The organism is Finegoldia sp. P1-F-LS (genome assembly GCF_052932205.1).
On sequence record NZ_JBRFJH010000010.1, the window covers coordinates 1 to 21,905 of the forward strand.

At 33.0% G+C, this 21,905-nt stretch carries 25 protein-coding genes and 1 tRNA gene; 15 read left to right on the forward strand and 11 right to left on the reverse strand.

The genetic code is table 11. The annotated features are described in order from the left end of the window. Together ACU68Y_RS07500 and ACU68Y_RS07505 are read left to right on the forward strand one after the other, a co-directional pair. On the forward strand, nucleotides 1-448 hold a 448-nt coding region (locus ACU68Y_RS07500; RefSeq protein WP_446765332.1), incomplete at its 5' end, for an IS3 family transposase. Between the two features lie 80 nt (nucleotides 449-528). Next, the gene (locus ACU68Y_RS07505; RefSeq protein ID WP_316058077.1) at nucleotides 529-1,068 is read left to right on the forward strand and encodes an isochorismatase family protein; all 540 of its coding nucleotides are present in this window, start codon (nucleotides 529-531) and stop codon (nucleotides 1,066-1,068) included. 44 nt (nucleotides 1,069-1,112) lie between these two features. On the opposite strand, the gene ACU68Y_RS07510 is transcribed toward ACU68Y_RS07505, so the two are convergent. Further along, nucleotides 1,113-2,261 (reverse strand): CD0519/CD1768 family membrane protein, encoded by a 1,149-nt coding sequence (locus ACU68Y_RS07510; protein WP_446755835.1) that lies wholly within the window; start codon nucleotides 2,259-2,261, stop codon nucleotides 1,113-1,115. A 57-nt stretch (nucleotides 2,262-2,318) separates the two neighbouring features. Continuing rightward, nucleotides 2,319-3,095 (reverse strand): TraX family protein, encoded by a 777-nt coding sequence (locus ACU68Y_RS07515; protein ID WP_446755834.1) that lies wholly within the window; start codon nucleotides 3,093-3,095, stop codon nucleotides 2,319-2,321. Between the two features lie 82 nt (nucleotides 3,096-3,177). Between ACU68Y_RS07515 and ACU68Y_RS07520 the strand changes: the two genes are divergently transcribed. Continuing rightward, complete coding sequence (locus tag ACU68Y_RS07520) at nucleotides 3,178-3,516, forward strand: arsenic metallochaperone ArsD family protein (protein ID WP_304152285.1); 339 nt, start codon at nucleotides 3,178-3,180, stop codon at nucleotides 3,514-3,516. A gap of 82 nt (nucleotides 3,517-3,598) precedes the next feature. Here the strand turns inward: ACU68Y_RS07520 and ACU68Y_RS07525 are convergent, their stop codons facing one another. Continuing rightward, nucleotides 3,599-4,288 carry a gamma-glutamyl-gamma-aminobutyrate hydrolase family protein gene (locus tag ACU68Y_RS07525; RefSeq protein WP_002837456.1) on the reverse strand — a complete coding sequence of 230 codons (690 nt, stop codon included), beginning with the start codon at nucleotides 4,286-4,288 and terminating at the stop codon, nucleotides 3,599-3,601. A 98-nt stretch (nucleotides 4,289-4,386) separates the two neighbouring features. Here ACU68Y_RS07525 and ACU68Y_RS07530 point away from each other — a divergent pair. Further along, nucleotides 4,387-4,476: transfer RNA gene (locus ACU68Y_RS07530), tRNA-Ser, on the forward strand. A 62-nt stretch (nucleotides 4,477-4,538) separates the two neighbouring features. Here the strand turns inward: ACU68Y_RS07530 and ACU68Y_RS07535 are convergent. From ACU68Y_RS07535 to ACU68Y_RS07555, 5 genes are all read right to left on the reverse strand, one after another. Continuing rightward, a complete protein-coding gene (locus tag ACU68Y_RS07535; protein WP_002840209.1) occupies nucleotides 4,539-5,450 on the reverse strand; it encodes a DMT family transporter in 912 nt (303 codons plus the stop codon). A gap of 128 nt (nucleotides 5,451-5,578) precedes the next feature. Then, nucleotides 5,579-6,523 carry a peptide-methionine (R)-S-oxide reductase MsrB gene (gene msrB, locus ACU68Y_RS07540; RefSeq protein ID WP_446755833.1) on the reverse strand — a complete coding sequence of 315 codons (945 nt, stop codon included), beginning with the start codon at nucleotides 6,521-6,523 and terminating at the stop codon, nucleotides 5,579-5,581. 95 nt (nucleotides 6,524-6,618) lie between these two features. Next, on the reverse strand, nucleotides 6,619-8,016 hold the full coding sequence (locus tag ACU68Y_RS07545) for a radical SAM protein (protein ID WP_446755832.1): 1,398 nt from the start codon (nucleotides 8,014-8,016) through the stop codon (nucleotides 6,619-6,621). 151 nt (nucleotides 8,017-8,167) lie between these two features. Next, nucleotides 8,168-8,725 (reverse strand): TetR/AcrR family transcriptional regulator, encoded by a 558-nt coding sequence (locus ACU68Y_RS07550; RefSeq protein ID WP_002837410.1) that lies wholly within the window; start codon nucleotides 8,723-8,725, stop codon nucleotides 8,168-8,170. Nucleotides 8,726-8,816: 91 nt separating this feature from the next. After that, complete coding sequence (locus ACU68Y_RS07555; RefSeq protein WP_002835813.1) at nucleotides 8,817-9,143, reverse strand: carboxymuconolactone decarboxylase family protein; 327 nt, start codon at nucleotides 9,141-9,143, stop codon at nucleotides 8,817-8,819. Between the two features lie 180 nt (nucleotides 9,144-9,323). Here ACU68Y_RS07555 and ACU68Y_RS07560 point away from each other — a divergent pair, with 180 nt between their 5' ends. The 11 genes from ACU68Y_RS07560 (at nucleotide 9,324) to wecB (ending at nucleotide 21,234) form a co-directional block, all read left to right on the forward strand. After that, nucleotides 9,324-10,256, forward strand: a complete 933-nt coding sequence (locus tag ACU68Y_RS07560) for a phosphate ABC transporter substrate-binding protein (RefSeq protein WP_035112400.1) — start codon at nucleotides 9,324-9,326, stop codon at nucleotides 10,254-10,256. Nucleotides 10,257-10,318: 62 nt separating this feature from the next. Then, nucleotides 10,319-11,185 (forward strand): phosphate ABC transporter permease subunit PstC, encoded by an 867-nt coding sequence (pstC, locus tag ACU68Y_RS07565; protein WP_446755831.1) that lies wholly within the window; start codon nucleotides 10,319-10,321, stop codon nucleotides 11,183-11,185. After that, the gene (locus tag ACU68Y_RS07570; protein ID WP_012290189.1) at nucleotides 11,172-12,023 is read left to right on the forward strand and encodes a PstA family ABC transporter permease; all 852 of its coding nucleotides are present in this window, start codon (nucleotides 11,172-11,174) and stop codon (nucleotides 12,021-12,023) included. Before pstC ends, ACU68Y_RS07570 begins: the two co-directional genes overlap by 14 nt. Then, a complete protein-coding gene (locus ACU68Y_RS07575; protein ID WP_002841968.1) occupies nucleotides 12,001-12,678 on the forward strand; it encodes a phosphate ABC transporter ATP-binding protein in 678 nt (225 codons plus the stop codon). The genes ACU68Y_RS07570 and ACU68Y_RS07575 overlap by 23 nt, the downstream gene beginning before the upstream one ends. 29 nt (nucleotides 12,679-12,707) lie before the next feature. Beyond that, nucleotides 12,708-13,409 carry a response regulator transcription factor gene (locus ACU68Y_RS07580; RefSeq protein WP_060790842.1) on the forward strand — a complete coding sequence of 234 codons (702 nt, stop codon included), beginning with the start codon at nucleotides 12,708-12,710 and terminating at the stop codon, nucleotides 13,407-13,409. After that, complete coding sequence (locus ACU68Y_RS07585; RefSeq protein ID WP_446755830.1) at nucleotides 13,402-14,484, forward strand: sensor histidine kinase; 1,083 nt, start codon at nucleotides 13,402-13,404, stop codon at nucleotides 14,482-14,484. The genes ACU68Y_RS07580 and ACU68Y_RS07585 overlap by 8 nt, the downstream gene beginning before the upstream one ends. A gap of 120 nt (nucleotides 14,485-14,604) precedes the next feature. Continuing rightward, entirely contained in the window at nucleotides 14,605-16,764 is a 2,160-nt protein-coding gene (locus tag ACU68Y_RS07590; protein ID WP_446755829.1) for a hypothetical protein, read from the forward strand. Beyond that, a complete protein-coding gene (locus ACU68Y_RS07595) occupies nucleotides 16,765-17,448 on the forward strand; it encodes an ATP-binding cassette domain-containing protein (RefSeq protein ID WP_446755828.1) in 684 nt (227 codons plus the stop codon). It abuts the gene before it with no gap. Between the two features lie 257 nt (nucleotides 17,449-17,705). Then, nucleotides 17,706-18,848 carry a glycosyltransferase gene (locus ACU68Y_RS07600; protein ID WP_002837397.1) on the forward strand — a complete coding sequence of 381 codons (1,143 nt, stop codon included), beginning with the start codon at nucleotides 17,706-17,708 and terminating at the stop codon, nucleotides 18,846-18,848. 13 nt (nucleotides 18,849-18,861) lie between these two features. Then, on the forward strand, nucleotides 18,862-20,088 hold the full coding sequence (locus ACU68Y_RS07605; RefSeq protein ID WP_002837385.1) for a nucleotide sugar dehydrogenase: 1,227 nt from the start codon (nucleotides 18,862-18,864) through the stop codon (nucleotides 20,086-20,088). Nucleotides 20,089-20,142: 54 nt separating this feature from the next. Next, on the forward strand, nucleotides 20,143-21,234 hold the full coding sequence (gene wecB / locus ACU68Y_RS07610) for a non-hydrolyzing UDP-N-acetylglucosamine 2-epimerase (protein ID WP_446755827.1): 1,092 nt from the start codon (nucleotides 20,143-20,145) through the stop codon (nucleotides 21,232-21,234). Between the two features lie 116 nt (nucleotides 21,235-21,350). On the opposite strand, the gene ACU68Y_RS07615 is transcribed toward wecB, so the two are convergent. Genes ACU68Y_RS07615 through ACU68Y_RS07625 form a run of 3 tightly spaced genes read right to left on the reverse strand, consistent with a single transcriptional unit; the run spans nucleotide 21,351 to nucleotide 21,900 of the window. After that, complete coding sequence (locus ACU68Y_RS07615) at nucleotides 21,351-21,524, reverse strand: hypothetical protein (RefSeq protein ID WP_002837401.1); 174 nt, start codon at nucleotides 21,522-21,524, stop codon at nucleotides 21,351-21,353. Between the two features lie 49 nt (nucleotides 21,525-21,573). Continuing rightward, a complete protein-coding gene (locus tag ACU68Y_RS07620; RefSeq protein ID WP_002837370.1) occupies nucleotides 21,574-21,723 on the reverse strand; it encodes a hypothetical protein in 150 nt (49 codons plus the stop codon). Nucleotides 21,724-21,735: 12 nt separating this feature from the next. Next, nucleotides 21,736-21,900: a hypothetical protein gene (locus tag ACU68Y_RS07625; RefSeq protein WP_002835797.1), complete on the reverse strand. Its 165-nt coding sequence runs from the start codon at nucleotides 21,898-21,900 to the stop codon at nucleotides 21,736-21,738. Nucleotides 21,901-21,905 lie beyond the last annotated feature (5 nt).

A 21,905-nucleotide genomic window follows, 5' to 3' on the forward strand; every position in this document is an offset into this window, starting at 1 on the left:
AATAAAAGGTGAAGAAAATAAGCTATACCTATCACCAATATTAGATCTATTCAACAGTGAAATAATCAGCTATACACTAAGTAATCACCCAACAATAGAATTAACTAATACAATGCTAGAAAAAGCATTAGAAGAAAATAAGGACACTAAAAATTTAATTATACACTCAGACCAAGGATTTCATTACCAACATAGTACTTGGACTAAAAAACTAGAAGAAATGAATATTAAGCAAAGTATGTCAAGAAAAGGAAATTGTCTAGATAATTCTCCTATGGAAAACTTCTTTGGGATATTAAAACAAGAAATGTATTATGGAGTGGAATTTAAAAGTTATGATGAGTTAATTAGTGAGATCGAAAGATATATTAAATGGTACAATGAAGATAGAATTAAAACAAAATTAAACGGAATGTCTCCTGTTATGTACAGATTACATTCCGCTTAAAATATTATTAAATTATTCCGTGTTTACGGGTTCAGGTCAATTGCGTGCTTTTTTGTGGTATGATAGTTTTGAGGTGAGATATGGAAAAGTTTAATGTAAACAAAGACGATATGATAATTTTGTTGATTGATTTGCAAGAAAAATTGGTGCCTGTTCTTCACGACAATGAATACGTAATAAATCATACGAAGGCTGTGTTGGAGATGGCGAGAATTTACGATATTCCTGTGATTACTACACGCCAATATCCAAAGGGTTTGGGAGATACTGTCGATTGTTTGAAGGAATACGAAACAAAAGTGTTCGACAAGGTTGATTTTACTGCAAAGCTTGATGATGTTATGAATGAAATCAAAAAAACTGGAAGAAAACAAATTGTGGTTGTAGGAGCGGAAACTCACATTTGTGTCTACCAAACGATACGTGATTTGATTGACGATTACAAGATGATTGTTCTTGAAGATTGCGTTACAAGTAGACGTGTTGAAAATAAAATGAATGCGATAGCAAATTTCAGAGAAATGAATTGCTTGGTTATCAATTCCGAAACATTGATTTTCGATATTTTAAAAAGAGCGGGAAGTGCTGAATTTAAAACTTTGTCCAAATTAATCAAATAAAAAATAAATCCAACTTTACTGATTTAAAGTAAAGTTGGATTTTTTTATCCTAATAATAAATACAAGAAGTGTGCGCTGATTCCAGCTGCGATTCCTCCGATTGTGTGAGATAGAATTGCTTTTGGTGCGAGTTTTCTGGCGTTTAATGTATCCATCATTCCAACGTGTGTGGACAAATATCCTGACCAACACATTCCAAGCGCTGTGAAAACTGCGATGTCATTTCCTGTGATTAAATTTTTCTCCAATAATTTTGGAACAAGTCCAAGCGCTGCTCCGACACTTCCCAAAGCTGTAAGTGGGAATGCGATGCATTCTGATGAGCTGAATCCAAATAATGGTTTCAAAACAGGATTCAACACAGCACCAATTTTTGGAATCAAACCGACTCCTTCGTAGGCTGCTCCTGTGTAGACTACAGTTCCGTTTTCGACAGTTCCTGTAGATGTGAGTATCATAACCAACGTACAAATCACAACAACTCCAGGAATAATATCCATTCCTGCTTGCACACCGGACTTTCCACCTTCGAGCATCGAATTTAAAATTCTCTCCATCAAAGTCAAATCTTCTTTTTCTTCATCATTTTGCTCTTCTTCAATCTCCACATTTTCATCACTATCACCGTAGAATTTTTTCGTGAAATGCATCATAATTCTAACAGAAACTACAGATCCTACGACGGCTCCCAACAATCCAAGAGATGCAGCCTTCAAAAATTCTGTTCCATTTCCAAGTGAAGACATGAATGTCCACACGATAAATCCCATTCCAAATGATGTTCCCAAATTGCACAACGTAGGAAGCTGATAATTCTTGAAATATTTGGCAAATCCTTTGTCCTTTGCAAGTCCGATGATTGCTGGATTATCCGACAAGAAAGTCGTCAATATTCCAAGCGCTGATGCTCCCGGCAAATTATAAAGCGGCTTCATAACAGGACTGATAATCTTGTTGATGAGAGCAATTACTCCAAATTCGCTGAAAATTTTGGACAAAGCACCGGTCAACACAGCAATTGCCATTATGAAAAATACGGTATTAAGCAATAAATCGTGTGCTGTTTTCATCAATGTGTTGAACATATTGCCAAGACCCATAATCCTTGCAATGTAGCCAAAAAGCCCAAAAACGATAGCGAGTGTCACAAAAGATTCCAGTGATATTTCACTTTGTTTTTTAGTTTTCTTCATAAAATTCTCCATTATTTATAATATATAATTTTAATGTATTTCAGCTCAAAATACAAACTATAAAATAAAATCACGAACGAAACTTATCACAAGCAAATGAGCTGGATAGAAAATGTAGAATGCCCATTTGTTGATGTTACCTTTTTTGCCGTTGTAAAAGTGAATGATAGGAATCGACAAATACACGAACAAATACATATACGCTTCGAAGAAATATCCGAATAATATCGCAATGTATGTGTTTCTTCTGGAAGTTGATCCTAAATACAACAAGAACACTGCGAGGATTCCAAGCATGGAGTAATCTGTGTGGTAGTAATTGGCGATTGCACAAAAAATTCCCACAGAAATTATTTTTAAAATAGCCTTCACCAAATTTGATTGATCGAATTTTTCGATTTTTTCTACGACAAATATGAGACTTGCAGAAAGTGCCAATGTGAAGAACACATTTTGGTTATAAAAGTCAAACATTTGACCGCTAACTGCCAAATCAAAAGGAATTTCTGAGATAATTGCAAACGAAAACAACCTAACTATGTATTTCTCCACGCTTCTAGTTAGAAACATTCCATTCACGATTAAAAATGCAAAAATAGGAAACGCAATTCTTCCGATAAAAAGCATCAACGCTCCGACTGTGACTCTCCAATCAGAAGATGTGAGTGTCATCGTAGGATAAATGTTGAATTTTTGGAGCATATTGCATTGCACAATGTGACTGATAAGCATAGATATGCAGGCGATTATTTTCAGCCCAGAACTTGATATTCCCTTGTCTCTGTGCCAAATATCTAAATATTTTTGTCTTTGTGTTTCATTTAAAAGTTGCATTGCAATCTCCTTGAATTTGTTACAACTATTTTATCACAAATAAATCACAAAATTATCTGATATAATAAAAATAGGTGATAGTATGAAAATGATGATTTTTGAGAACAAAGTTGACGAGAATAATTTGTTCGAAAACGAAATGGATAATAGAAATTCTGTGATGTTGTCATTTTTCTTGCAAAAATTGAGAACGAAAAAGATAGTTGTCGACAGGTTCAAATTAAACAAAAACCCTGAAATGTTCGAACAACATGGTATTACACAGAGAATCGAAGATGGAATGAAACTTCCAATCACAGTTATAGATGGGAAAATCGTGCTTTCAGGAAGATATCCGAAAAGCTACGAAATACTAGATTTCCTTCACATAGACAGAAATATTTTCAACCAAGCTTACGTCAACGATAAGCGTAAATTCTGATAAGATTCTTTCCTAAGGTTTAGGAAAACAAAAAAACCTGTGACAATCACAGGTTTACATAATACTTTTTAATCTATTTAATCTATTCTATTGAATCCAAGAACATTTTGACAATTTCGTGGCCTTGTTTCAAAGTATCCAACGCCATTTCGGGATGATATTGTACTCCCAAGAAAAATTTCTTGTTTTTAACATAAGCTGCTTCCACTATATCATCGGAAGATTTTTGCAACACTTCAAGCTTCTCAGCCACATCTTTAATCGCTTGATGATGAAGGCTATTCACATAAAATTTGTCGCCGAATTTTTCCTTGAACATTCCGTAATTCGTAACCTCATGAACCAAATCGTTGTATGGTTTGTCTTGTGAATGAATGATGGAAATGTCTTTTTGTTTTTTCAAATCTTGATACAAAGTTCCGCCCAAATACACATTCATTATCTGTAGTCCACGACAAATTCCCAAAGTAGGAATGTCTTTTTGGTAGCAAATATCCATCAAATTAAATTCCAATTCATCTCTAACATTTGATGAAATTCCGCATTCCAAAATTTTGTCTTCTCCATAATATGATGGTGCGACATCAAGCCCACCTGTAAACACAATTCCATCCAATCTATCGACGATTTCTTCTAGGAATTTCCTGTCAGAATTAAACGGAAGAATTATTGCGTAAGCTCCGTTTCTTTCGATAAGTTCAATGTATTTTCTCAGCATAAAAAGTCTGTTTTCTGCCACATCGTAAAGTGGTGTAAGTCCTATTATTTTCATATTTCCTCCAATTATTTCTCAATATTATTATATCAAAGATAAAACAAAAACACATTTTTTGATTAAATCAACAAAAGTGCTATAATATTATTATATTTGGAGAAATATCGAAGTGGTCATAACGGGGCGCACTCGAAATGCGTTTGGGATTATTTCCCACGTGGGTTCGAATCCCACTTTCTCCGCCAAATTAAAAATAGATAGCTACAATTAGCTATCTATTTTTTTATGCCATAAAATTGGTTTTATTTTATTCTGCTGTTACAACATTTCTTTTCAAGAAAGAAAGTTTGGTTTCGCTGACAAGAATTGCTGCGAATATGAATACAAATCCTATTACTGAGTAAACTGTCAATGATTCGATTCCAATAAGTACAGGAATTAAAATTCCGAATATCGACTCAAATCCCAAAATAATTGCCGCAGTAGATGGGTTTGTGTATTTTTGTCCGATGTTTTGAAGAAGTAGTGCAACTGCAGTACACATTACTGCTAGGTACAATAATTCCATCACAGATCTTGAAGTTACAACGATGTGTGAATTGTCTTCTATTACAATTGTAGTTATCCAAGACAACACAGCCGCCATTATAAATTGCAATATCGTCATGACGATAGGGTCACGACCTTTTGCAAGTGCACTTACTGCGATGATGTGTGATGCGAACAACAATCCGCTAAGTAAAGCTAATAAATCTCCAAGCCATGCCAACGGATTATCCACGTGAGCGCTCGAACCCGAAAGAGATATGAAAAATATTCCCGTTATACACAAAGCCGCCGCTGACAAATTGTATCTGTCTGGTCTTTGTTTGAATACAATCCAACCTAAAAACGGCACGATTACGCAATAAGATGCAGACAAGAATCCGCTTCTACCTGGATCTGCGAATTTAACGCCCAATGTTTGTGATGAATACGCCATGAACAAAAATATTCCAATCAAAAGTCCGCTTTTTAAGTCGTCAAATTTTGCTTGGCGAAGTCTCTTCCAGAAAATAATCGATAATAAAATTGCTGCCAACGTAAATCTTATAGCCAAAATAAAGTTGGGATTGAATGTTTTGGAAGATTGCTTAACCACAGTCAATGAACTTCCCCAAAGAATCGCCACTATTAATAATGCTAATTTGGCGAATAAATTTGCTTTCTTTTTATCCATTTTTTCCTCCTAATATGTAATTTCAGATATATTATCGCAGTTTTCTTACAATTTGTAAACACCTAAACAGGCACAATTATTTATTTGCACACAAAAAAGGAGGAATATCCTCCTTGTGATTAATAAATTTATACGAACGGAATATATTTTGAATATCCTTCTTCTTCCATTTTTTCTAATGGGACAAATCTCAAACTTGCACCGTTAATGCAATATCTGAGACCGCCTTTTTCTGATGGACCATCGTCGAACACATGACCCAAATGACTGTCAGCGTGTTTGCTTCTAACCTCAGTTCGAACTCTGGATAATTTGTGATCATCAGAATAATTTACAGAACTTGACGTGATTGTCTTCGTAAATGATGGCCAGCCGCAGCCTGCATCGTATTTGTCCTTTGAAGAAAACAACGGCTCACCACTTACGATGTCGACGTAGATTCCTCTTTCATCAAAATCATTGAAAGATGATGTGTGAGGGCGTTCAGTCGCCTCATTTTGAGTAACCCTGTAGCTCACATCCGAGAGATTTTGTCGCAATTGTTCATCGGACATTTTCTTGTATTCAGTCGTATCCAAATCCTCATCAAAAGCATTCAAATTAATGTGGCAATATCCGCCGGGATTCTTGTCCAAATAATCTTGATGATAATCTTCTGCCAACACGAAATTTTGTAATTTTTCAACCAAAACAGTTAGCTTTTCATCGTATTTTGATTGAATGTATTTCATAACGGAATTGATAACTTCCAAATCTTCTTCATCTTCGTAAAAAATTCCCGTTCTGTATTGTTCGCCGATATCATTTCCTTGCTTATTCACAGAAATTGGATTGATAATTCTGAAATAGTGCAGCAAAATTTCTGCCAAATCCAATCTATTTTTATCGTAGACAATTCTCACCGTTTCTGCGTGATGAGTTTGTTTTATTTTCTTGTAGTCGGTGTCTGTTCCCTCGCCATTCGCATAGCCTGTGTCAGTATCGATGACTCCTTGTAATTTTTTGAAATAAGCTTCCACTCCCCAAAAACATCCACCAGCCAAATAAATTGTACTTTTTTCAATAAATCTCATATTACACCTCTTACAAAATTATACCCAGTTAAATATTTTTTATTCAAAAAAATTTGGCATACAAAAAGCAGCTAATTAAAAGCTGCTCATTGAAATTATTTTGATTTCATTGTTTCTTGGCGATTCATTGTGTGATATGAACCTTTGAATTGTTCTTTTTTAGGACTATTGTTCCAGATTTCTTCTGCTTCAACTTCCCAGTTTTTCGCATATTCATCGCAGTTACCACAAAGTGAATCTACAGTTTGCTTAGATTCCAAATCAGTAGATTTTGCATCAGTGCTATGAACCATTTCTCTAAGTTCGTTTGGATTTTCAAGCATTGGGCAAGGCATCAACATATTATCGTTGAATGGTTGACCGTCGTGATATTTTGTAAATAGGGGAGCTCTCAAACAATCCAACAAAGATTTTTCTCTGATATTAGAATCGCTGTAGTGAATGAAAACACAAGGTTCCACATCGCCGGAAGCATTAATGTGAAGATATCTTCTTCCACCTGCAATACAACCTCCAACATATTCAGCATCGTTTTGGAAATCCAATGCGAATAATGGTTTTTCTGCTCTATATTTTCTTAATCTTTCGATAGTTTGTTTTCTTTGTTCAGGAGTAGGTAGTAAATCAGTTACAGCAGCATTTCCAACTGGCATATAGTGGAAGTACCACACAAAATACGCCCCTAACTCTATTAGGTAATCGTAGTATTCTTCGCTTGTAATTGAATCAAAGTTTTGTGAAGTATAGCAACAAGAAATACCGTAAATCAAATGACGTTCTTGTAGCATCTTCATTGCTTTGATTACTTTTTTATAAACACCTTCTCCACGTCTACCGTCAGTTGCTTCTTCAAAACCTTCAAGTGAAATCGCAGGAATGAAATTACCAACTCTTTGCATTTCGTCTACGAAATCTTCGTCAATTAAAGTTGCATTAGTAAATGATAAGAATACACAGTCGTTGTGTTTTTCGCACAATTTAATCAAATCATCTTTACGCACAAGAGGTTCACCGCCTGTGTATATGTACATATAAGTTCCTAATTCTTTTCCTTGAGTGATGATTGAATCAATCTCATCATAGCTTAAGTTTTGTTTGTAGCCGTATTCAGCAGCCCAACATCCAGTACATTTTAAGTTACATGCAGATGTAGGATCCAACAAAATTGCCCATGGGATATTACAATTGTATTCTTCTCTGTATTTTTGCTGAGTTTGCCATCCCAAAACAGACGCATTCATAAAAAAGTTATACGCTACTTTTTTAATTTGTTTTTTGTCAACTTCTTGGAAAATTTTCATCACAAAACTATGGTAAGGGTGATTTTCGTCTTCAAAAACTTCCCTTATAATTTTAATTTGAGGCGCGAAATCTCCGTGAGAAAGGTTTTCTGCCCATTCGACTAATTGTACCCCTCTTTTTTGAGGATCCTTCGCAACGTAATCGAATACCTTATCAAATCCATATCTTTTTCCAGCTTCTATAATTTTCATATAACCACCTTTTCATATATTAAAATTTTTTAGAATCAGTTCAATAGATATATATCTTAACTTCATTGTATCTCAAACGTTAATCAAAGTCTTTGGACAAAAGGGTGTATTTGCCTAAAATTCTAACAAAAATGACAAAAAATCTAACAAATTAATTCATTTTACTCCTAGTTAATGAAGATTTAACGGTATCTTTTAATAGAAATCCTATCCTTTTTATTTTTTTCTCGATATCCTCATCCATTCCTGAAGTTAGCCATCTGATAACCAAATCTGTAATTGCACTTTGGAAGAATTTAATAATAATCTCCTTGTCATCCTTCTTCGCGTGAATTTCCTTGTCCACATTTTCTATGTAAGTTCGCATAATTTGTCCCGATTTAGTGTACAAATAATCAGACAGTGTTTTTCTAGAAATAGAATTGTAAATGTGGTAAATCGCAGTTTTGTTATCAATAGCAAACTGCATTTCTTCGATAAAACTATCCTCCCAAGAAATATTATCCGATTCATTCAACACCCTCTTAAGTCTTATTTCAAAAATCGTGTCTATGATTTCATTCAAATCTTTAAAGTGATAATAAATAGTGTTTCTGTTGATTCCACATTCTTCAGCTAGTTTTCCAACCGTAATTTTATTCAGAGGTATTCTGTTGAGAAGATTGATTAAATTTTCCATTATCATTTTCTTCGTATAATCCGCGTTCATAAAATCCCCCTTTTAACATAATCATATTCCAAATCGAAGAAAATTTCCACCAAAAAAACTAGCCGCAAATTTTGCAGCCAGTTTATTGTAATTATTTTAATAATTCTTCAGCAATTCTCAAAGATTTTCCAGCGTAAACTGTAGCAGGGCCACCACCCATAGCAACGCAAACTTCCATCATTTCTGAGATTTCTTCGATTGTACAACCTGCATCAATACATCCTTTAGTGTGATGAACGATACATCCGTCGCATTTTACAGTAATTCCGATTGCAAGAGCTATCAATTCTTTTTCCTTCAAAGATAATTTTCCGTCTTTAAAAATTTCTCCACACATACCAGAGAAATTCTTAGCTACATCTGGTAAATGTTCTCCAAATAATTTTGAGTTTTCAGCCAATACTTCTTTACTATCCATAAATTACCTCCTATTTTTTAGACAATTTGCATTGCCTTTGTAATATAATCTTATCAAATACAACAAGAGAAATCTTAATTATAGGATATTTCAATAAATGAAGGTGTATTTATAGGCGTTTTATATAAATTAAAAAAAAACAATGTGATATAATATAACTATAAAATTTAGGAGGGTAATATGAAAAAGCTTTACAAATTATTAGTTTTGATGATGGTAATGGCGATAGGATTTACAGGATGCGCCAACAATTCTGACAAAACTAATTCCAACGAAAAAACTGAATCAAAAGAAGATTCAAAGGCAAAAGAAAATTACGAAATCAGCTTCAGTGGTTCATCTACTTTGGCACCTGTTATCAGCAAGATTTCTACAACTTTTATCGAAAAGAATGTAACTTGGGACAAGGTTGATTCTTCATTACCAGACAAGAACATTACAATTTATGTATCAGCTGGTGGATCTGGCGCAGGAGTCAAGGCTGTGTTGGACAACGTTGCAAACTTCGGAATGTTAGCGCGTGAAGTAAAAGATAAGGAAAAAGAAAAAGTTAAAGATTACAAGGAATACAACTTGGGTTTAGACGCATTGACACTTGCAGTTAATCCACAAAACAAAGTAATTGCAGCAAAAAAAGGTAACTTAACTAAAGAAGAAATCGTGAAGATTTTCTCCGGCGAATACAAAAAATGGAGCGATGTTGACCCATCACTTCCACAAGAAGATATCGTAGTTGTAACTCGTGATCTAAGCGGTGGTGCACACGAAGTATTCCAAAAGAAAGTAATGAAGGATGTAAAAGTTAGACAAGATGCAATCCAAGCGCCAACAATGGGAGCTTTGGTTTCTAAGATTATCGAAAATCCAAACGCAATAGGATATGCATCATTCGGTATCGCAAATCAAAACAAAGGCAAATTAATTCCTTTGAAAGTTGACGGAGTAGAACCTACTGAAGAAAATATTTTGAATAAATCATATTACATTTCAAGACCTTTGATCATCATGAAAAGCGGTGATTTGACAAAAACAGAACAACTTTTCATCGATTATCTAAACTCAAAAGAAGGAAAGCAAACTATCAAAGATATGGGATTCATTCCTAATAAATAAATTCAAAAGCAAAGTGATATCACTTTGCTTTTTGTACATAATAGAAAAGTTGAGGGGTAGTTATGAGAACAAAAAACAACATATTTAAAACTTTGGTGTATATATTTGCTTTCTTTTCCATAGCTTTATTGGCAATACTAATAGGATTTATGTTCAAAGAATCGCTTCCTTTTTTCAAACAGTACAGTGTAAATAAATTTTTGTTTGGAAAGACTTGGGATTCGATGGATGGAAGTTTCGGAGCGTTCAATATAATTCTCGCAAGTTTTTACATTGCATTGTTGGCTTGCATATTTTCGTTTCCAATTAGCTACGGATTGTCACTTATGATTGTGTTTTACACGAATGAAAAAGTGAAAACTTTAGTGAGTTGGATAATCAGAATTCTTGCTGGAATTCCTTCGATTATTTACGGGTTTTTCGGGTTGTTTGTAATCGTGAAATTTTTTGAGAAAAATTTCAAAATGGCAGCGGGAGAATCGGTGTTCGCAGGAAGTGTCATATTATCCATAATGATTTTGCCGTATTTTGTGGAAGTGTTGACTGAAACTTTTGAAAAGATAAAACAAAAATACAAGAGACAATCGGACTGTTTTGGAATTAGCAAGGAATATTTCATCAGAAAAATCGTACTCAAACAAAGTCTACGAAGCGCATTCAGTGGGTTTGTTCTTGCATTTTCAAGAGCCATTGGAGAGACAATGGCAGTAATGATGGTGATAGGAAACGCACCGATATTGCCCAAATTTTTCTCCAAAGCAGAAACCATTGCATCACTAATTGCACTCGAAGTGGGGATGAGTGAAGCGGGAAGTTTGCACTATCACGCGCTTTATGCAAGTTCATTTGTGCTTTTGGTTTTCGTAATTATACTTGATGTAATACTTTTTGTGACTAAAAAAAGGACGGATAATTATGACGAAATTTAAGGATTTTTTGATTAAATTGTGGGTATACTTATCATTTGCAGTCGTGTTTTTCTTCGTGTTCAAGATTTTTTATTTTTTAATATCCAAGGGAATATCGTCTGTAAATTTGGAGTTTCTTACACAAAATCCTCAAGGGCTTCCATTAGGAACTACGGGTGGAATCAAATCTAGCATAATTGGATCTTTTTGGTTGATGATAATTGCGATGGGAATTTCAACATTGTTGGGTGTTTTTTGTGCAATTTACAGAGTTTTTTATTGCAAATCAGAAATCTTGAAATCAGTAATTTCTCTAATAATTCAATGCATTGCATCCATTCCTTCAATAATAATAGGAATGTTTGTGTACGGATTTTTCATAGTAACACTTAACATATCCAAAAGTTTACTCACAGCAGCAATCGCACTTTCGTTGATTGTATTTCCATTTGTAGAAGTGAACATCGAAAAATCAATCGCAGAAATCAATAAAAACACAATAAAAGACAGCTTTTCACTTGGAATTGACAAGACGTACATGATAAGAAAACTCGTAATGCCAATGATTTCTAGAAATATCATCACGATTTCGCTGTTGGCAGGAAGCTATGCAATAGGAGCGACAGCACCACTTCTACTCACAGGAGCAGTATTCATGAATAATTCGATAAGTCTATTCAAACCTGTTACAGCACTGCCTTTTCACTTGCACATGCTACTTAGCCAATCAATTGCAATAGAAAAAGCGTATGCAACGGCGTTGGTGCTTATTATGATATTGATAATTCTACACATATTGGCTTATGTGGTGCTAGTATTTTCGGGAGGTAAATTAGTTGAGCATATTACAAATAAATAACCTAGACATATCCTACAAAGAAAAAAATATATTGGAAAATGTGAATTTGACCGTTGAAAAAAACGAAATAATCAGCATAATGGGAAATTCTGGGTCGGGCAAATCTACATTTTTGTCTTGTCTGAATGGATTTTTATCAGAAAATGGCGGACAATATTCGGGAGAAATATTATTCGATGGCACAGACATCTCACAATACAAACTAATCGATTTGAGAAGACAAATCTCAATGCTATTTCAAGATTCCACAGTATTTGATATGTCAATTGAAAAAAATCTGACATATACATTGGAATATTTTTTAGGCAAAAATTACGACAAAAAAACGAAAATAGAACAAATACTCAAGAGTGTGAACTTGTACGAAGAATTAAAAGACAATCTGAAAATGAATGCCAACAAACTTTCTGGAGGACAAAAACAAAGACTCTGCATAGCCAGAATGCTCACAACAAATCCCAAAATACTGATATTTGATGAACCTTGCTCATCTTTGGATTTGCAAAACACATTGGCAATAGAAAATCTGTTGAAAAACTTGTCACAAAACTACACCATCATAATTTCAACACACAACACAGACCAAGCACGAAGAATATCAGATAGGATTTTGTTTATTGAAGATAAAAAACTGGTTGAACAAGATGAAATATAATAATATAAGATTTGAGGACGAGAAAAAATATGAAAATTATGGTAGTTGAAGATGATATTGATTTATCAGAATTAATTAGGATGTATTTGATTCCAGAAGGATGGGAGATAGAAACTTTTCATACTGGTAAAAAAGCAGTTGAAAGTTTTAATCGAAATCATTATGATTTAATACTTTTGGACTTATTGCTTCCAGATATAAATGGGTTTGAGATATGCAAACAAATACGAGAAAAATCCACGATTCCAATAATTATGCTCACTGCTCTGGAAGATTCTATTCATAAAGTACAAGGATTAAATATGGGTGCAGATGACTATATCATAAAACCTTTTGAGCCAACAGAATTAGTCGCCAGGATTAAGTCAAATCTCAGGAGAAGCTATGAATTTTCTTCTGTAAAATCTTTAGACAATGAAGAACACGAACGTGACGAACTCGTTGTAGGAAGTTTGCGATTGAACAGAAAAACGCATAAAAGCTTTTATAATGAAATAGAAATAATTTTAACGCCGAAAGAATTTGATATTTTATGGCTGTTGATGGAAAAACCAGACGATGTTCACAATATGGATGAAATACATTACAAAATTTGGAAAGATGAAGTGCTGTCAACAGAGGTAAATCCCGTTATGGTTCACATAAGAAGAATACGAGCTAAATTCGAACAATGCGGAATAAGTTCAATAATAAAGACAATATGGGGAGTGGGGTATAAGATTAATGCGTAAAGAAAATTCATATATTAAAAGAATCATTCTGTATCAATGTTTATGGATAGCTGTTGGAATTTTTATTACATTTGCTTTTCATCAATTGATAGACACCTTGATAATTTACAATATCGACACAGAAGCCGAGATGAGTTCAATATATAAGATTTATTTTGGATATGGTCATTATTTTTTCATTATGCTAGGCGCAATTGTAATAACCATCGGATGTTTTTACATTCAGAACAAACAATTTGAAAAATATCGCGAGTATTTTGTATCTGGAATTAAATACATTAAAGGCGAAATTCCTGAGATAAGAGAATTTCATGAATCTTTATCTAACGAAAGATTGGATTTCATCAATATTCGAAAACAAATTTTAGAGATGGAAAACAATTATGAACTGGCATATAAGGAAAAAACAGATTTGCTGACATATTTGGCACATGATATTAAAACACCTCTGTCAAATTTATTGGGATATTCAACGTTGCTTTACGATGAAGACAATTTAACTTATGAGCAACAAAAAAAGTTTATAAAAGTTATCTACGAAAATGTGAAATCATTAAATAGTTTGAGCGAAGATTTCTTCTCCTATTTGAAATTCAATTTAAATGAAATTCCAATTAACATCAAAAAGTTTGATGCAGAACTATTTTTAAAACAATGGGAAGAAGAAAGAAAAACACTGGTGAACGATAACGATTTGGATATTAGATTTGCAAATGCTTCCGGTAAAGAAATTAATACAGACCCTGAATTACTCGTGAGGATTTTGGATAATTTGGTATCGAACGCGACCAAATACTCAAAAAAGGGTACTACCATAATTGTTGAAGTTGAGATAAAGGATAAATCATTAAATTTGACGGTTAAAAATGAAATCGAAAATGATTTGAACGTAGATTGGAAATTGGTGAAAAATAAATTTTATCGCGGAGATATGTCACGAAATCGCTTAAAAAATAATGGGTCTGGAGTTGGACTTACAATTGTAAATGATATTGTGACACATTTGAATGGAAAATTTGATGTGTGCAATAAAGATAATTTGGTAATTGCAAATGTAAATATTCCTGTTTATTAAAAAAGAAATAAAAAAGCAAGAATTAATACAAGAAAACTTAATCTCTTATTTTGAAGACTAACCTATAATGACTTTATAAGGTTAGTTTTTTTATTGGCAAGTCATAAGGGGGAATAGTTTATGAAAAAAATAATACGCTTATTGACATTTTTGTTGATTTTTGCTGTGGGGTTAGGATTTTTCTCTTACAAAGACTCACGTTTGATGGAGTTTTTTATAAGAGAGTTCGACACCACGGTTAATATAACCACTAAGCCACAAAATACTGAAAAAAACATTCTTGAAATTCAAAAAATTGCTAAGAAAAACAAAATTAGTTTCATAAAAGAAGTTTACAAACCCAAAAACTCATTAAAAGAAAAACAGAAAATAAATATATTTGTTTATCTTGATGATGCGAAGTGGTTTAAGAAATCATTTAAGAACATTGATATCGATGAAAATTACAACGGGATTAATAGATTCAAAAATGTAACCGAGCACAGCATTTTGACAAGCAAGGAAGTTGATTTTATTGAATATTCTAAGATTGAAAATCACACTTTTAATGGAGATTATCACATTAAAGGAACGCCTTCTAATATTGGGAAATTTATCGACGAATTAAATGGTAGAAAAGAATTGGAAATTGATGCTACAATTGACAAATCTTTTTCGGTTGCTAGTGAAATCACACAAAAACAAGCCATATTATACGCGATGCTTATTTTAATAATTGTTTTTGCTTTGGCGTTCAGCGTTGTAATTTACAATTCATCACTTTCCAAGGAAATATCGATAATTTCTCTATTGGGTCATGACAAAATGAGTTTTTGCTGTAAAAAGGCGATGAATTTGTTGGCAATTACAATATTGATTTCGTTGATGGCATTGTTTGGCGTGTTGTTTTATTTGACACACCCGGACTCGATGATTGGCTTTGCAATAGCAGTCAAACAAATATTCATATCACTTGTTTTAATGGGAATTTTATTGACAATATTTTATTTTCTTATGCTTTACTTCAGAGTTAAAAATGTCAGCACTATTTCGTGGCTAAAAGGCTACAAAAAAAGATATAAAATAAGTCCTGTGATTTTTAAAGTTATTTCATTTTCTGTTGTCCTATATCTATTTGTTGTAACTGTGTTTGGATTAAGCGATTATGTTACTTCTACTTCATATTTTGATGCATGGGAGAAATCGAAGAATTATGCTAATATAGCTTGTGCATGGCCGTGGACTTATGTTGAAAATGATGATAAGTTTGAAAAAATAGTAGTCCCAAAGTTAAATAATTTATGGGATGAATTAGATTCTAAAGGAGCAATTCTGTTTTTCGCACCAAATATCCAATATGAAAATGATGATGAATATTTAAATAAACGGGCTTTTAAAGGTAGGTATGCTTATATTAACAAGAATTATGTTGAAATAAACAACTTAGTTGATTCACAAAACAAACCACTAACAACTCATACGCCTAATTCTAATGAATGGATTATATTTGTCCCTGAAAATATAACAATAACTGAATTTGATAAGCAGAATATCAGAAAATCACATATTTTTAATTGCGTGAATCAAAAAGACGATGTCAGTGAGAAATACATCAAAATCAAGAAAAAGCAGTATGTTTTTACGTTTGATTGCCAGCAAAATATAATTAGTCCAGATATATTTAATTATGTTTTGGTTATGGTAAATGGCAAAGAATTAGCACCTACCAGAGAGATTAAAATACCGTCACTGGTTAACGGCAAGTTTCATCCCTACATCCCAAATCCGAATAAGGGCTATGATTATTTAAAACCAGCCATTCAAAAAACACAATCATCTGACTATATACTTTTCGTCACGAGCGTATATGACGAAGTCGTTGAAAAAATAGAAATGTATAAGACAGAAACGACCATATATTTTTTAGGATTTTTGCTATCGGTTTTAATATTGTTTGTAACGATAAAAATAGATGAAGAATCATATTTTTATAATTATGGACAAAAAATCTACGTTTCTAGATTACTGGGATATGGTTTTAAATCTATCCATAAATCTAAAATACTTCAGATTATAGTTGGATTTATCATTAGTATTATTATTTGTTATATGATAATACTATTCACGATATATTTTAGAAACTTTGAGTTTTTCGAGCCAAAAGATGGATGGAGTTTAAGAAAATTATTAATTTGTCTAATAATGTCAATTATTAGTGTTATTATTTGTTTCATGTATGAAATTATTAACATAAAAAAGAACGAAAAAAATTTAGTGACAAAGTTAAAGGAAGGTAATTAAATGAATGTTAATAAACCTCAAATATCATTAAAAAACATATCGAAAAAATATGGTAACCATAAAATATTAGAAAATATTAATCTCGAAATTTATGAAGGGGATTTTATATGCATTTTTGGCAAAAGTGGTGGAGGAAAGACAACGCTATTAAATATTATTGGGACGCTTGAAGAATATGATGAAGGGGAATTAAAATGCTTTTCTAAACATAATCCATTTAGAAATGAAAAAGAATCTGAACTTTTACGAAGGTATAAAATAGCATATCTTTTTCAAAACTTTGCATTGGTGGATAATATGACAGTTCAAGAAAATTTAAATTTGGCAGTAAAATACAGTAGAAGTACAGATAAGAAATCACTTATCAAAAAAACTCTTATGGATATGGGAATAGAAGACAAGATTAAGTCAAAAATATTTGAATTATCAGGTGGAGAACAGCAAAGAGTAGCTCTCGCGAGAAATATGGTTAAGCCATACGAAATAATGTTAGCAGATGAACCGACAGGATCGTTAGATAGTGAAAACAAAAAGATAGTAATTGATACACTTGTAAAACTAAACAAAATGGGGAAAACTATAATTGTTGTTAGTCATGATAAAGAATTTGAAAAAATTGCGCACAAAAATTTTATTATCGAAAATGGCAAACTGAAACAGCTAGATTTTGTAGCGGAGAAATAATAAAATATTCGGGTTTAAAAGGGTATGTGAAAACTTTTCACAGCCTATATACAGAAAGATCAATCCAATAAAGCCATCGAACAACTAACAAAAGAAATGAAAAATTTATAAATAAATTATCCTACTTGCTGATTTTGCAGGTAGGATTATTTGATTTCAAACGTTAAGAAATTCTAAAGATTACAGAAAAAATGAGCAAATTTAATGAAGTTGTGATATAATTTTAACTGTTAAATATATTAATAGGATGATGAGAAATGGAAAAATCAAATCAAAAAAAATATACTTTTTTGATTAATACAACGCCCCCTCCAAGGCTGATCAAAAGAATGGATCTTGTAAAAGATAAGTTCGATTTGTATGCGATTTGCTGGGATAAAGGTGGGGATGAAAAATATGATTTCAAGCGTGATTTTTGCAAGAAGGAAATAATTAACATAGATGCTGACAACAGTAATCCTATGAAAAGACTTATTCCAACTTACAAATTTTCACAGAAAGCTTATAAAATATTGGAGAGAATTAAACCAGATTTAATTCATGTCCAAAGTTATGATATGCTAGAGATAGCTACCAAATACAAGAAAAATAACGACAACAAGGTTAAGATTATATATGAAGTGCCAGATATCCACAGATATTTGACTGATGACAAGAAGAGTTTCCCGATGAATATTGTGTCTTCTATTTTGAAAAAAAGAGAGAACAATATGCTCGCATTTGTCGATTTGATGATTATGACAAGCATGAAATTCTGGGAACACTTCGATGGGAAATACAGCAAGGACAATTTGGTGTTCATGCCTAATATTCCAAATTTGGAATTATTCAAGGATTATGATAAGTTAAGGGTGAAAAACCAACACGATACCTTCACTGTTGGCTACATCGGTGGGCTTAGATATTTGAACGAATTGAAAAAGCTTGTGAAAGCGATGGAAGGTTTGGGAATGAATCTTATGATGGCAGGTTTCGAGAGCGGAACGTACTTTAAAGAGCTTTCTGAAACGAAAGATTTTATCGAATATCGTGGCAAATTTTACTATGACGATGAGATTGCAGAGCTGTATTCGAAATGCGACTGCATATTCTCGGTGTACGATGCGTCGATGAAAAATGTTAGGATTGCACTTCCGAACAAATTATACGAATCCATTCACGCAGAACTTCCTATAATTGTCGCAAGAGACACTTATCTATCAGAAGTTGTAAACGAATGGAATGTGGGAGTTGCGGTTGATCACGAATCGGACGAGGAAATGAGAAATGTTTTGATTAAACTTAGAGATGACCAATCATTCTACCATTCGCTTCAAGAAAACTGCAGAAAAATGCAATCAGAATTGAATCCACAAAAAAACAACGAAAGATTATTAAAAAGAATAGAAAATTTATTTTAAAGGAGAGAATATTATGATTAATGTAATTGGTTTAGGTTACATAGGTCTACCTACAGCTTTGATGCTTGCAACATCAGGTAATAAGGTAGTGGGAACAGATATTAAAGAAGAAGTAATTGACAAATTAAAGCATAAAAAATTAACTTTTGAAGAAAAAGGAATGGATGAGCTTTTCGAAAAAGCTTTGAATGCAGACATCACTTTTTCATTAAAACCAGTATCTACTTCTTTCTACATCATTACAGCGCCAACTCCATACGATCCTGTATCTAAGAAATTGGATTGTTCTTATGTTGTAAAGGCAGTAGAATCAGTGTTGGAACCTGCAGAAGAAGATGCGATTATTGTTGTTGAATCGACAATTTCACCAGGAGCAATCGACACATATGTTAGACCTGTTGTTAATGAATACATGGAAAAATCTGGCAAGAAATTAAACTTGGTTCACGCTCCAGAAAGAATTATTCCTGGTAACATGGTTTACGAATTGGAGCACAACGCAAGAACAATCGGCGCTGACGATCCAAAATACGGCGAAAAAGTTAAACAAGTATACTCATCTTTCTGCAAAGGCGAAATCAATCTAACTAACATCAAAACAGCTGAAATGACAAAAGTTGTTGAAAATACATTCAGAGATATCAACATTGCATTCGCAAACGAATTGGCTAAGATTTGTCGTCAAGGTGGACTTGATGTCAACGAAGTTATCAGAATTTCTAACAAACACCCAAGAGTTAATATTCTTTCACCAGGACCTGGTGTAGGTGGACATTGTATTTCAGTTGACCCATGGTTTTTAGTTGGAGATTATCCACTTCTTACTGAAATAATCTACAAAGCTCGTCAAATCAACGATTCAATGCCAGAATATGTTCTTAGACGTGCCTACAATATTATGCAAGAAAACAACTTAAAAGATTTTTCAAGAGTTGGTATTTACGGATTGACTTACAAAGAAAACGTAGACGATGTAAGAGAATCACCAACACTTCAATTATTACAACACCAAAAAGAACATTTGGGAGATGGATTGAAAGTTTACGATCCAATGGTAAAAAGAGAAGTTGTGGAAAATCAATACCACGATTTGAACAAATTCTTAAACGATGTTGATTTCGTAATCGTAATGATTGGTCACGACGAAATCAGACAAAACATGGATGTTTTAAAAGACAAAGTTGTACTTGATACAAGAAACATCGATGCTGAAAACAAATACAATTTCTACAAATTATAAAATAAATTAAAGGGCGCTAAATTTGCAGCGCCTTTTTTTAAAAAGAGGTAAAAAATGAAAAAAGTAATGGTGGTTTTTGGAACAAGACCAGAAGCTATTAAAATGTGTCCACTTGTAAAAGAACTCAAAAAAAGAGATGAATTCGAAGTTTGTGTACTTGTAACTGGACAACACAAAGAAATGTTGCGTCAAGTATTGGACGTTTTCGAAATCAAAGAAGACTACAACTTGGATATCATGAAAGAAAAACAAAGCTTGTTCGATGTTACCACAACTATTTTGGAAAAAATAAAATCTATATTAGAAGAAGAAAAACCGGACATTGTATTGGTTCACGGAGACACTTCGACAAGTTTTGTTGCAGGACTTGCCGCATTCTATTTGAGAATACCAGTAGGTCATGTGGAAGCCGGACTGAGAACTTACAACAAATACTCTCCATATCCAGAAGAATTCAACAGACAAGCCATAGGATCGTTGGCAGATTTCCACTTCGCACCAACTACAACTGCAAGGGATAATTTGCTACGAGAAAACAAAGACGAATCCAAAGTTTTCGTAACAGGAAACACAGTAATAGATGCACTTCAGACAACAGTTGTCGACAATTATCAAAACGAAAATTTGATTGAAGGCAAGAAAATGATTCTACTAACAATGCACAGAAGAGAAAACTTGGGAGAATCCATGAAGAATTCCTTCAGAGCAATCAAACGAGTTGTCAACGAAAACGAAGATATATATGTGATTTATCCGATACATTTGAATCCAAAAGTACGAGAAATCGCAAATGAAGTATTCGACAATCACCCTAGAATCAAACTAATTGAGCCGTTGAATGTAGTTGATTTTCACAATTTCATGAAACAATCATTCTTCGTAATGACAGATTCAGGCGGAATTCAAGAAGAAGCTCCAGCACTTGGTAAACCTGTTTTGGTAATGAGAGACACAACAGAAAGACCAGAAGGGGTAGAGGCAGGGACATTAAAATTAACTGGGCTTTGCGAAGAAGACATCTACAACGAAATGACCAAACTTCTTCACGATAAAAATGAATACGACAAAATGAGCGAAGCTGTCAATCCTTACGGAGATGGCCACGCATCCGAAAGAATCTGTGACATTTTATCAAAAAATCTATAAACAAAAAAAATCCAACTTCATATAGAAGTTGGATTTCGTATTTAAACGTCAAATAAATTTGACGCGTTAACAGATTGGATTTTCTCAATATCTTAATCTGGAATTGAATTATTTAATTAAGCTTGTTTTCTGCTCTTTCTTGATTTTCTTTCAGAATTGAAAAGAGGATTAACTCTTTCGTAGAAGTCATTCATTTGTGCGAAGTTCATGCTTGCCATGTTTGAGCTTAAGCTTACTGTACAGTTTTTACCGAAATTTCTGATTTGTTTTTGTGTTGTTTTTGTGAACATTTTATTTTCCCCCTATTAATTGTTTATTATTTTATTATTCTTTTTATAATTACGCTTGTTTTTTATTTTTTCTTAATTTTCTTGAACCAAATAATGGTGTTATTCTTTCGTAAAAGTTATCCGCTTGAGCAAAATTCATGCTCGCCATACTTGTGTTAAAACTAATTTGTGAACTTTTTCTAATATTATTTCTTCTCATAAATTTTACCCCCTATGCGTTTTTTCTGTTTTTGAAGATTCTTCTTGATCCAAACAATGGAGAGAATCTTTCGTTAAAATGATCGACACTTGCGAATGTCATTGAAGACATGTTTGTGTTCAAACCAAGAGATGTTTTCTTTGCAAAATCTAAATATTTTCTGTTATTCTTAATCATTTTAA

What these genes read in the sequence shown, in the direction of transcription:
- ACU68Y_RS07535 (WP_002840209.1), bottom strand. Translation starts at nt 5,450, where the DNA reads ATGGATAAAAAGAAAGCAAATTTATTCGCCAAATTAGCATTATTAATA.
- ACU68Y_RS07505 (WP_316058077.1), top strand. Translation starts at nt 529, where the DNA reads ATGGAAAAGTTTAATGTAAACAAAGACGATATGATAATTTTGTTGATT.
- ACU68Y_RS07580 (WP_060790842.1), top strand. Translation starts at nt 12,708, where the DNA reads ATGAAAATTATGGTAGTTGAAGATGATATTGATTTATCAGAATTAATT.
- ACU68Y_RS07570 (WP_012290189.1), top strand. Translation starts at nt 11,172, where the DNA reads ATGACGAAATTTAAGGATTTTTTGATTAAATTGTGGGTATACTTATCA.
- msrB (WP_446755833.1), bottom strand. Translation starts at nt 6,523, where the DNA reads ATGAGATTTATTGAAAAAAGTACAATTTATTTGGCTGGTGGATGTTTT.
- ACU68Y_RS07595 (WP_446755828.1), top strand. Translation starts at nt 16,765, where the DNA reads ATGAATGTTAATAAACCTCAAATATCATTAAAAAACATATCGAAAAAA.
- ACU68Y_RS07550 (WP_002837410.1), bottom strand. Translation starts at nt 8,725, where the DNA reads ATGAACGCGGATTATACGAAGAAAATGATAATGGAAAATTTAATCAAT.
- ACU68Y_RS07590 (WP_446755829.1), top strand. Translation starts at nt 14,605, where the DNA reads ATGAAAAAAATAATACGCTTATTGACATTTTTGTTGATTTTTGCTGTG.
- ACU68Y_RS07625 (WP_002835797.1), bottom strand. Translation starts at nt 21,900, where the DNA reads ATGATTAAGAATAACAGAAAATATTTAGATTTTGCAAAGAAAACATCT.
- ACU68Y_RS07555 (WP_002835813.1), bottom strand. Translation starts at nt 9,143, where the DNA reads ATGGATAGTAAAGAAGTATTGGCTGAAAACTCAAAATTATTTGGAGAA.
- ACU68Y_RS07525 (WP_002837456.1), bottom strand. Translation starts at nt 4,288, where the DNA reads ATGAAAATAATAGGACTTACACCACTTTACGATGTGGCAGAAAACAGA.
- ACU68Y_RS07615 (WP_002837401.1), bottom strand. Translation starts at nt 21,524, where the DNA reads ATGTTCACAAAAACAACACAAAAACAAATCAGAAATTTCGGTAAAAAC.
- ACU68Y_RS07600 (WP_002837397.1), top strand. Translation starts at nt 17,706, where the DNA reads ATGGAAAAATCAAATCAAAAAAAATATACTTTTTTGATTAATACAACG.
- ACU68Y_RS07520 (WP_304152285.1), top strand. Translation starts at nt 3,178, where the DNA reads ATGAAAATGATGATTTTTGAGAACAAAGTTGACGAGAATAATTTGTTC.
- ACU68Y_RS07605 (WP_002837385.1), top strand. Translation starts at nt 18,862, where the DNA reads ATGATTAATGTAATTGGTTTAGGTTACATAGGTCTACCTACAGCTTTG.
- wecB (WP_446755827.1), top strand. Translation starts at nt 20,143, where the DNA reads ATGAAAAAAGTAATGGTGGTTTTTGGAACAAGACCAGAAGCTATTAAA.
- ACU68Y_RS07510 (WP_446755835.1), bottom strand. Translation starts at nt 2,261, where the DNA reads ATGAAGAAAACTAAAAAACAAAGTGAAATATCACTGGAATCTTTTGTG.
- ACU68Y_RS07620 (WP_002837370.1), bottom strand. Translation starts at nt 21,723, where the DNA reads ATGAGAAGAAATAATATTAGAAAAAGTTCACAAATTAGTTTTAACACA.
- ACU68Y_RS07585 (WP_446755830.1), top strand. Translation starts at nt 13,402, where the DNA reads ATGCGTAAAGAAAATTCATATATTAAAAGAATCATTCTGTATCAATGT.
- ACU68Y_RS07515 (WP_446755834.1), bottom strand. Translation starts at nt 3,095, where the DNA reads ATGCAACTTTTAAATGAAACACAAAGACAAAAATATTTAGATATTTGG.
- ACU68Y_RS07545 (WP_446755832.1), bottom strand. Translation starts at nt 8,016, where the DNA reads ATGAAAATTATAGAAGCTGGAAAAAGATATGGATTTGATAAGGTATTC.
- pstC (WP_446755831.1), top strand. Translation starts at nt 10,319, where the DNA reads ATGAGAACAAAAAACAACATATTTAAAACTTTGGTGTATATATTTGCT.
- ACU68Y_RS07560 (WP_035112400.1), top strand. Translation starts at nt 9,324, where the DNA reads ATGAAAAAGCTTTACAAATTATTAGTTTTGATGATGGTAATGGCGATA.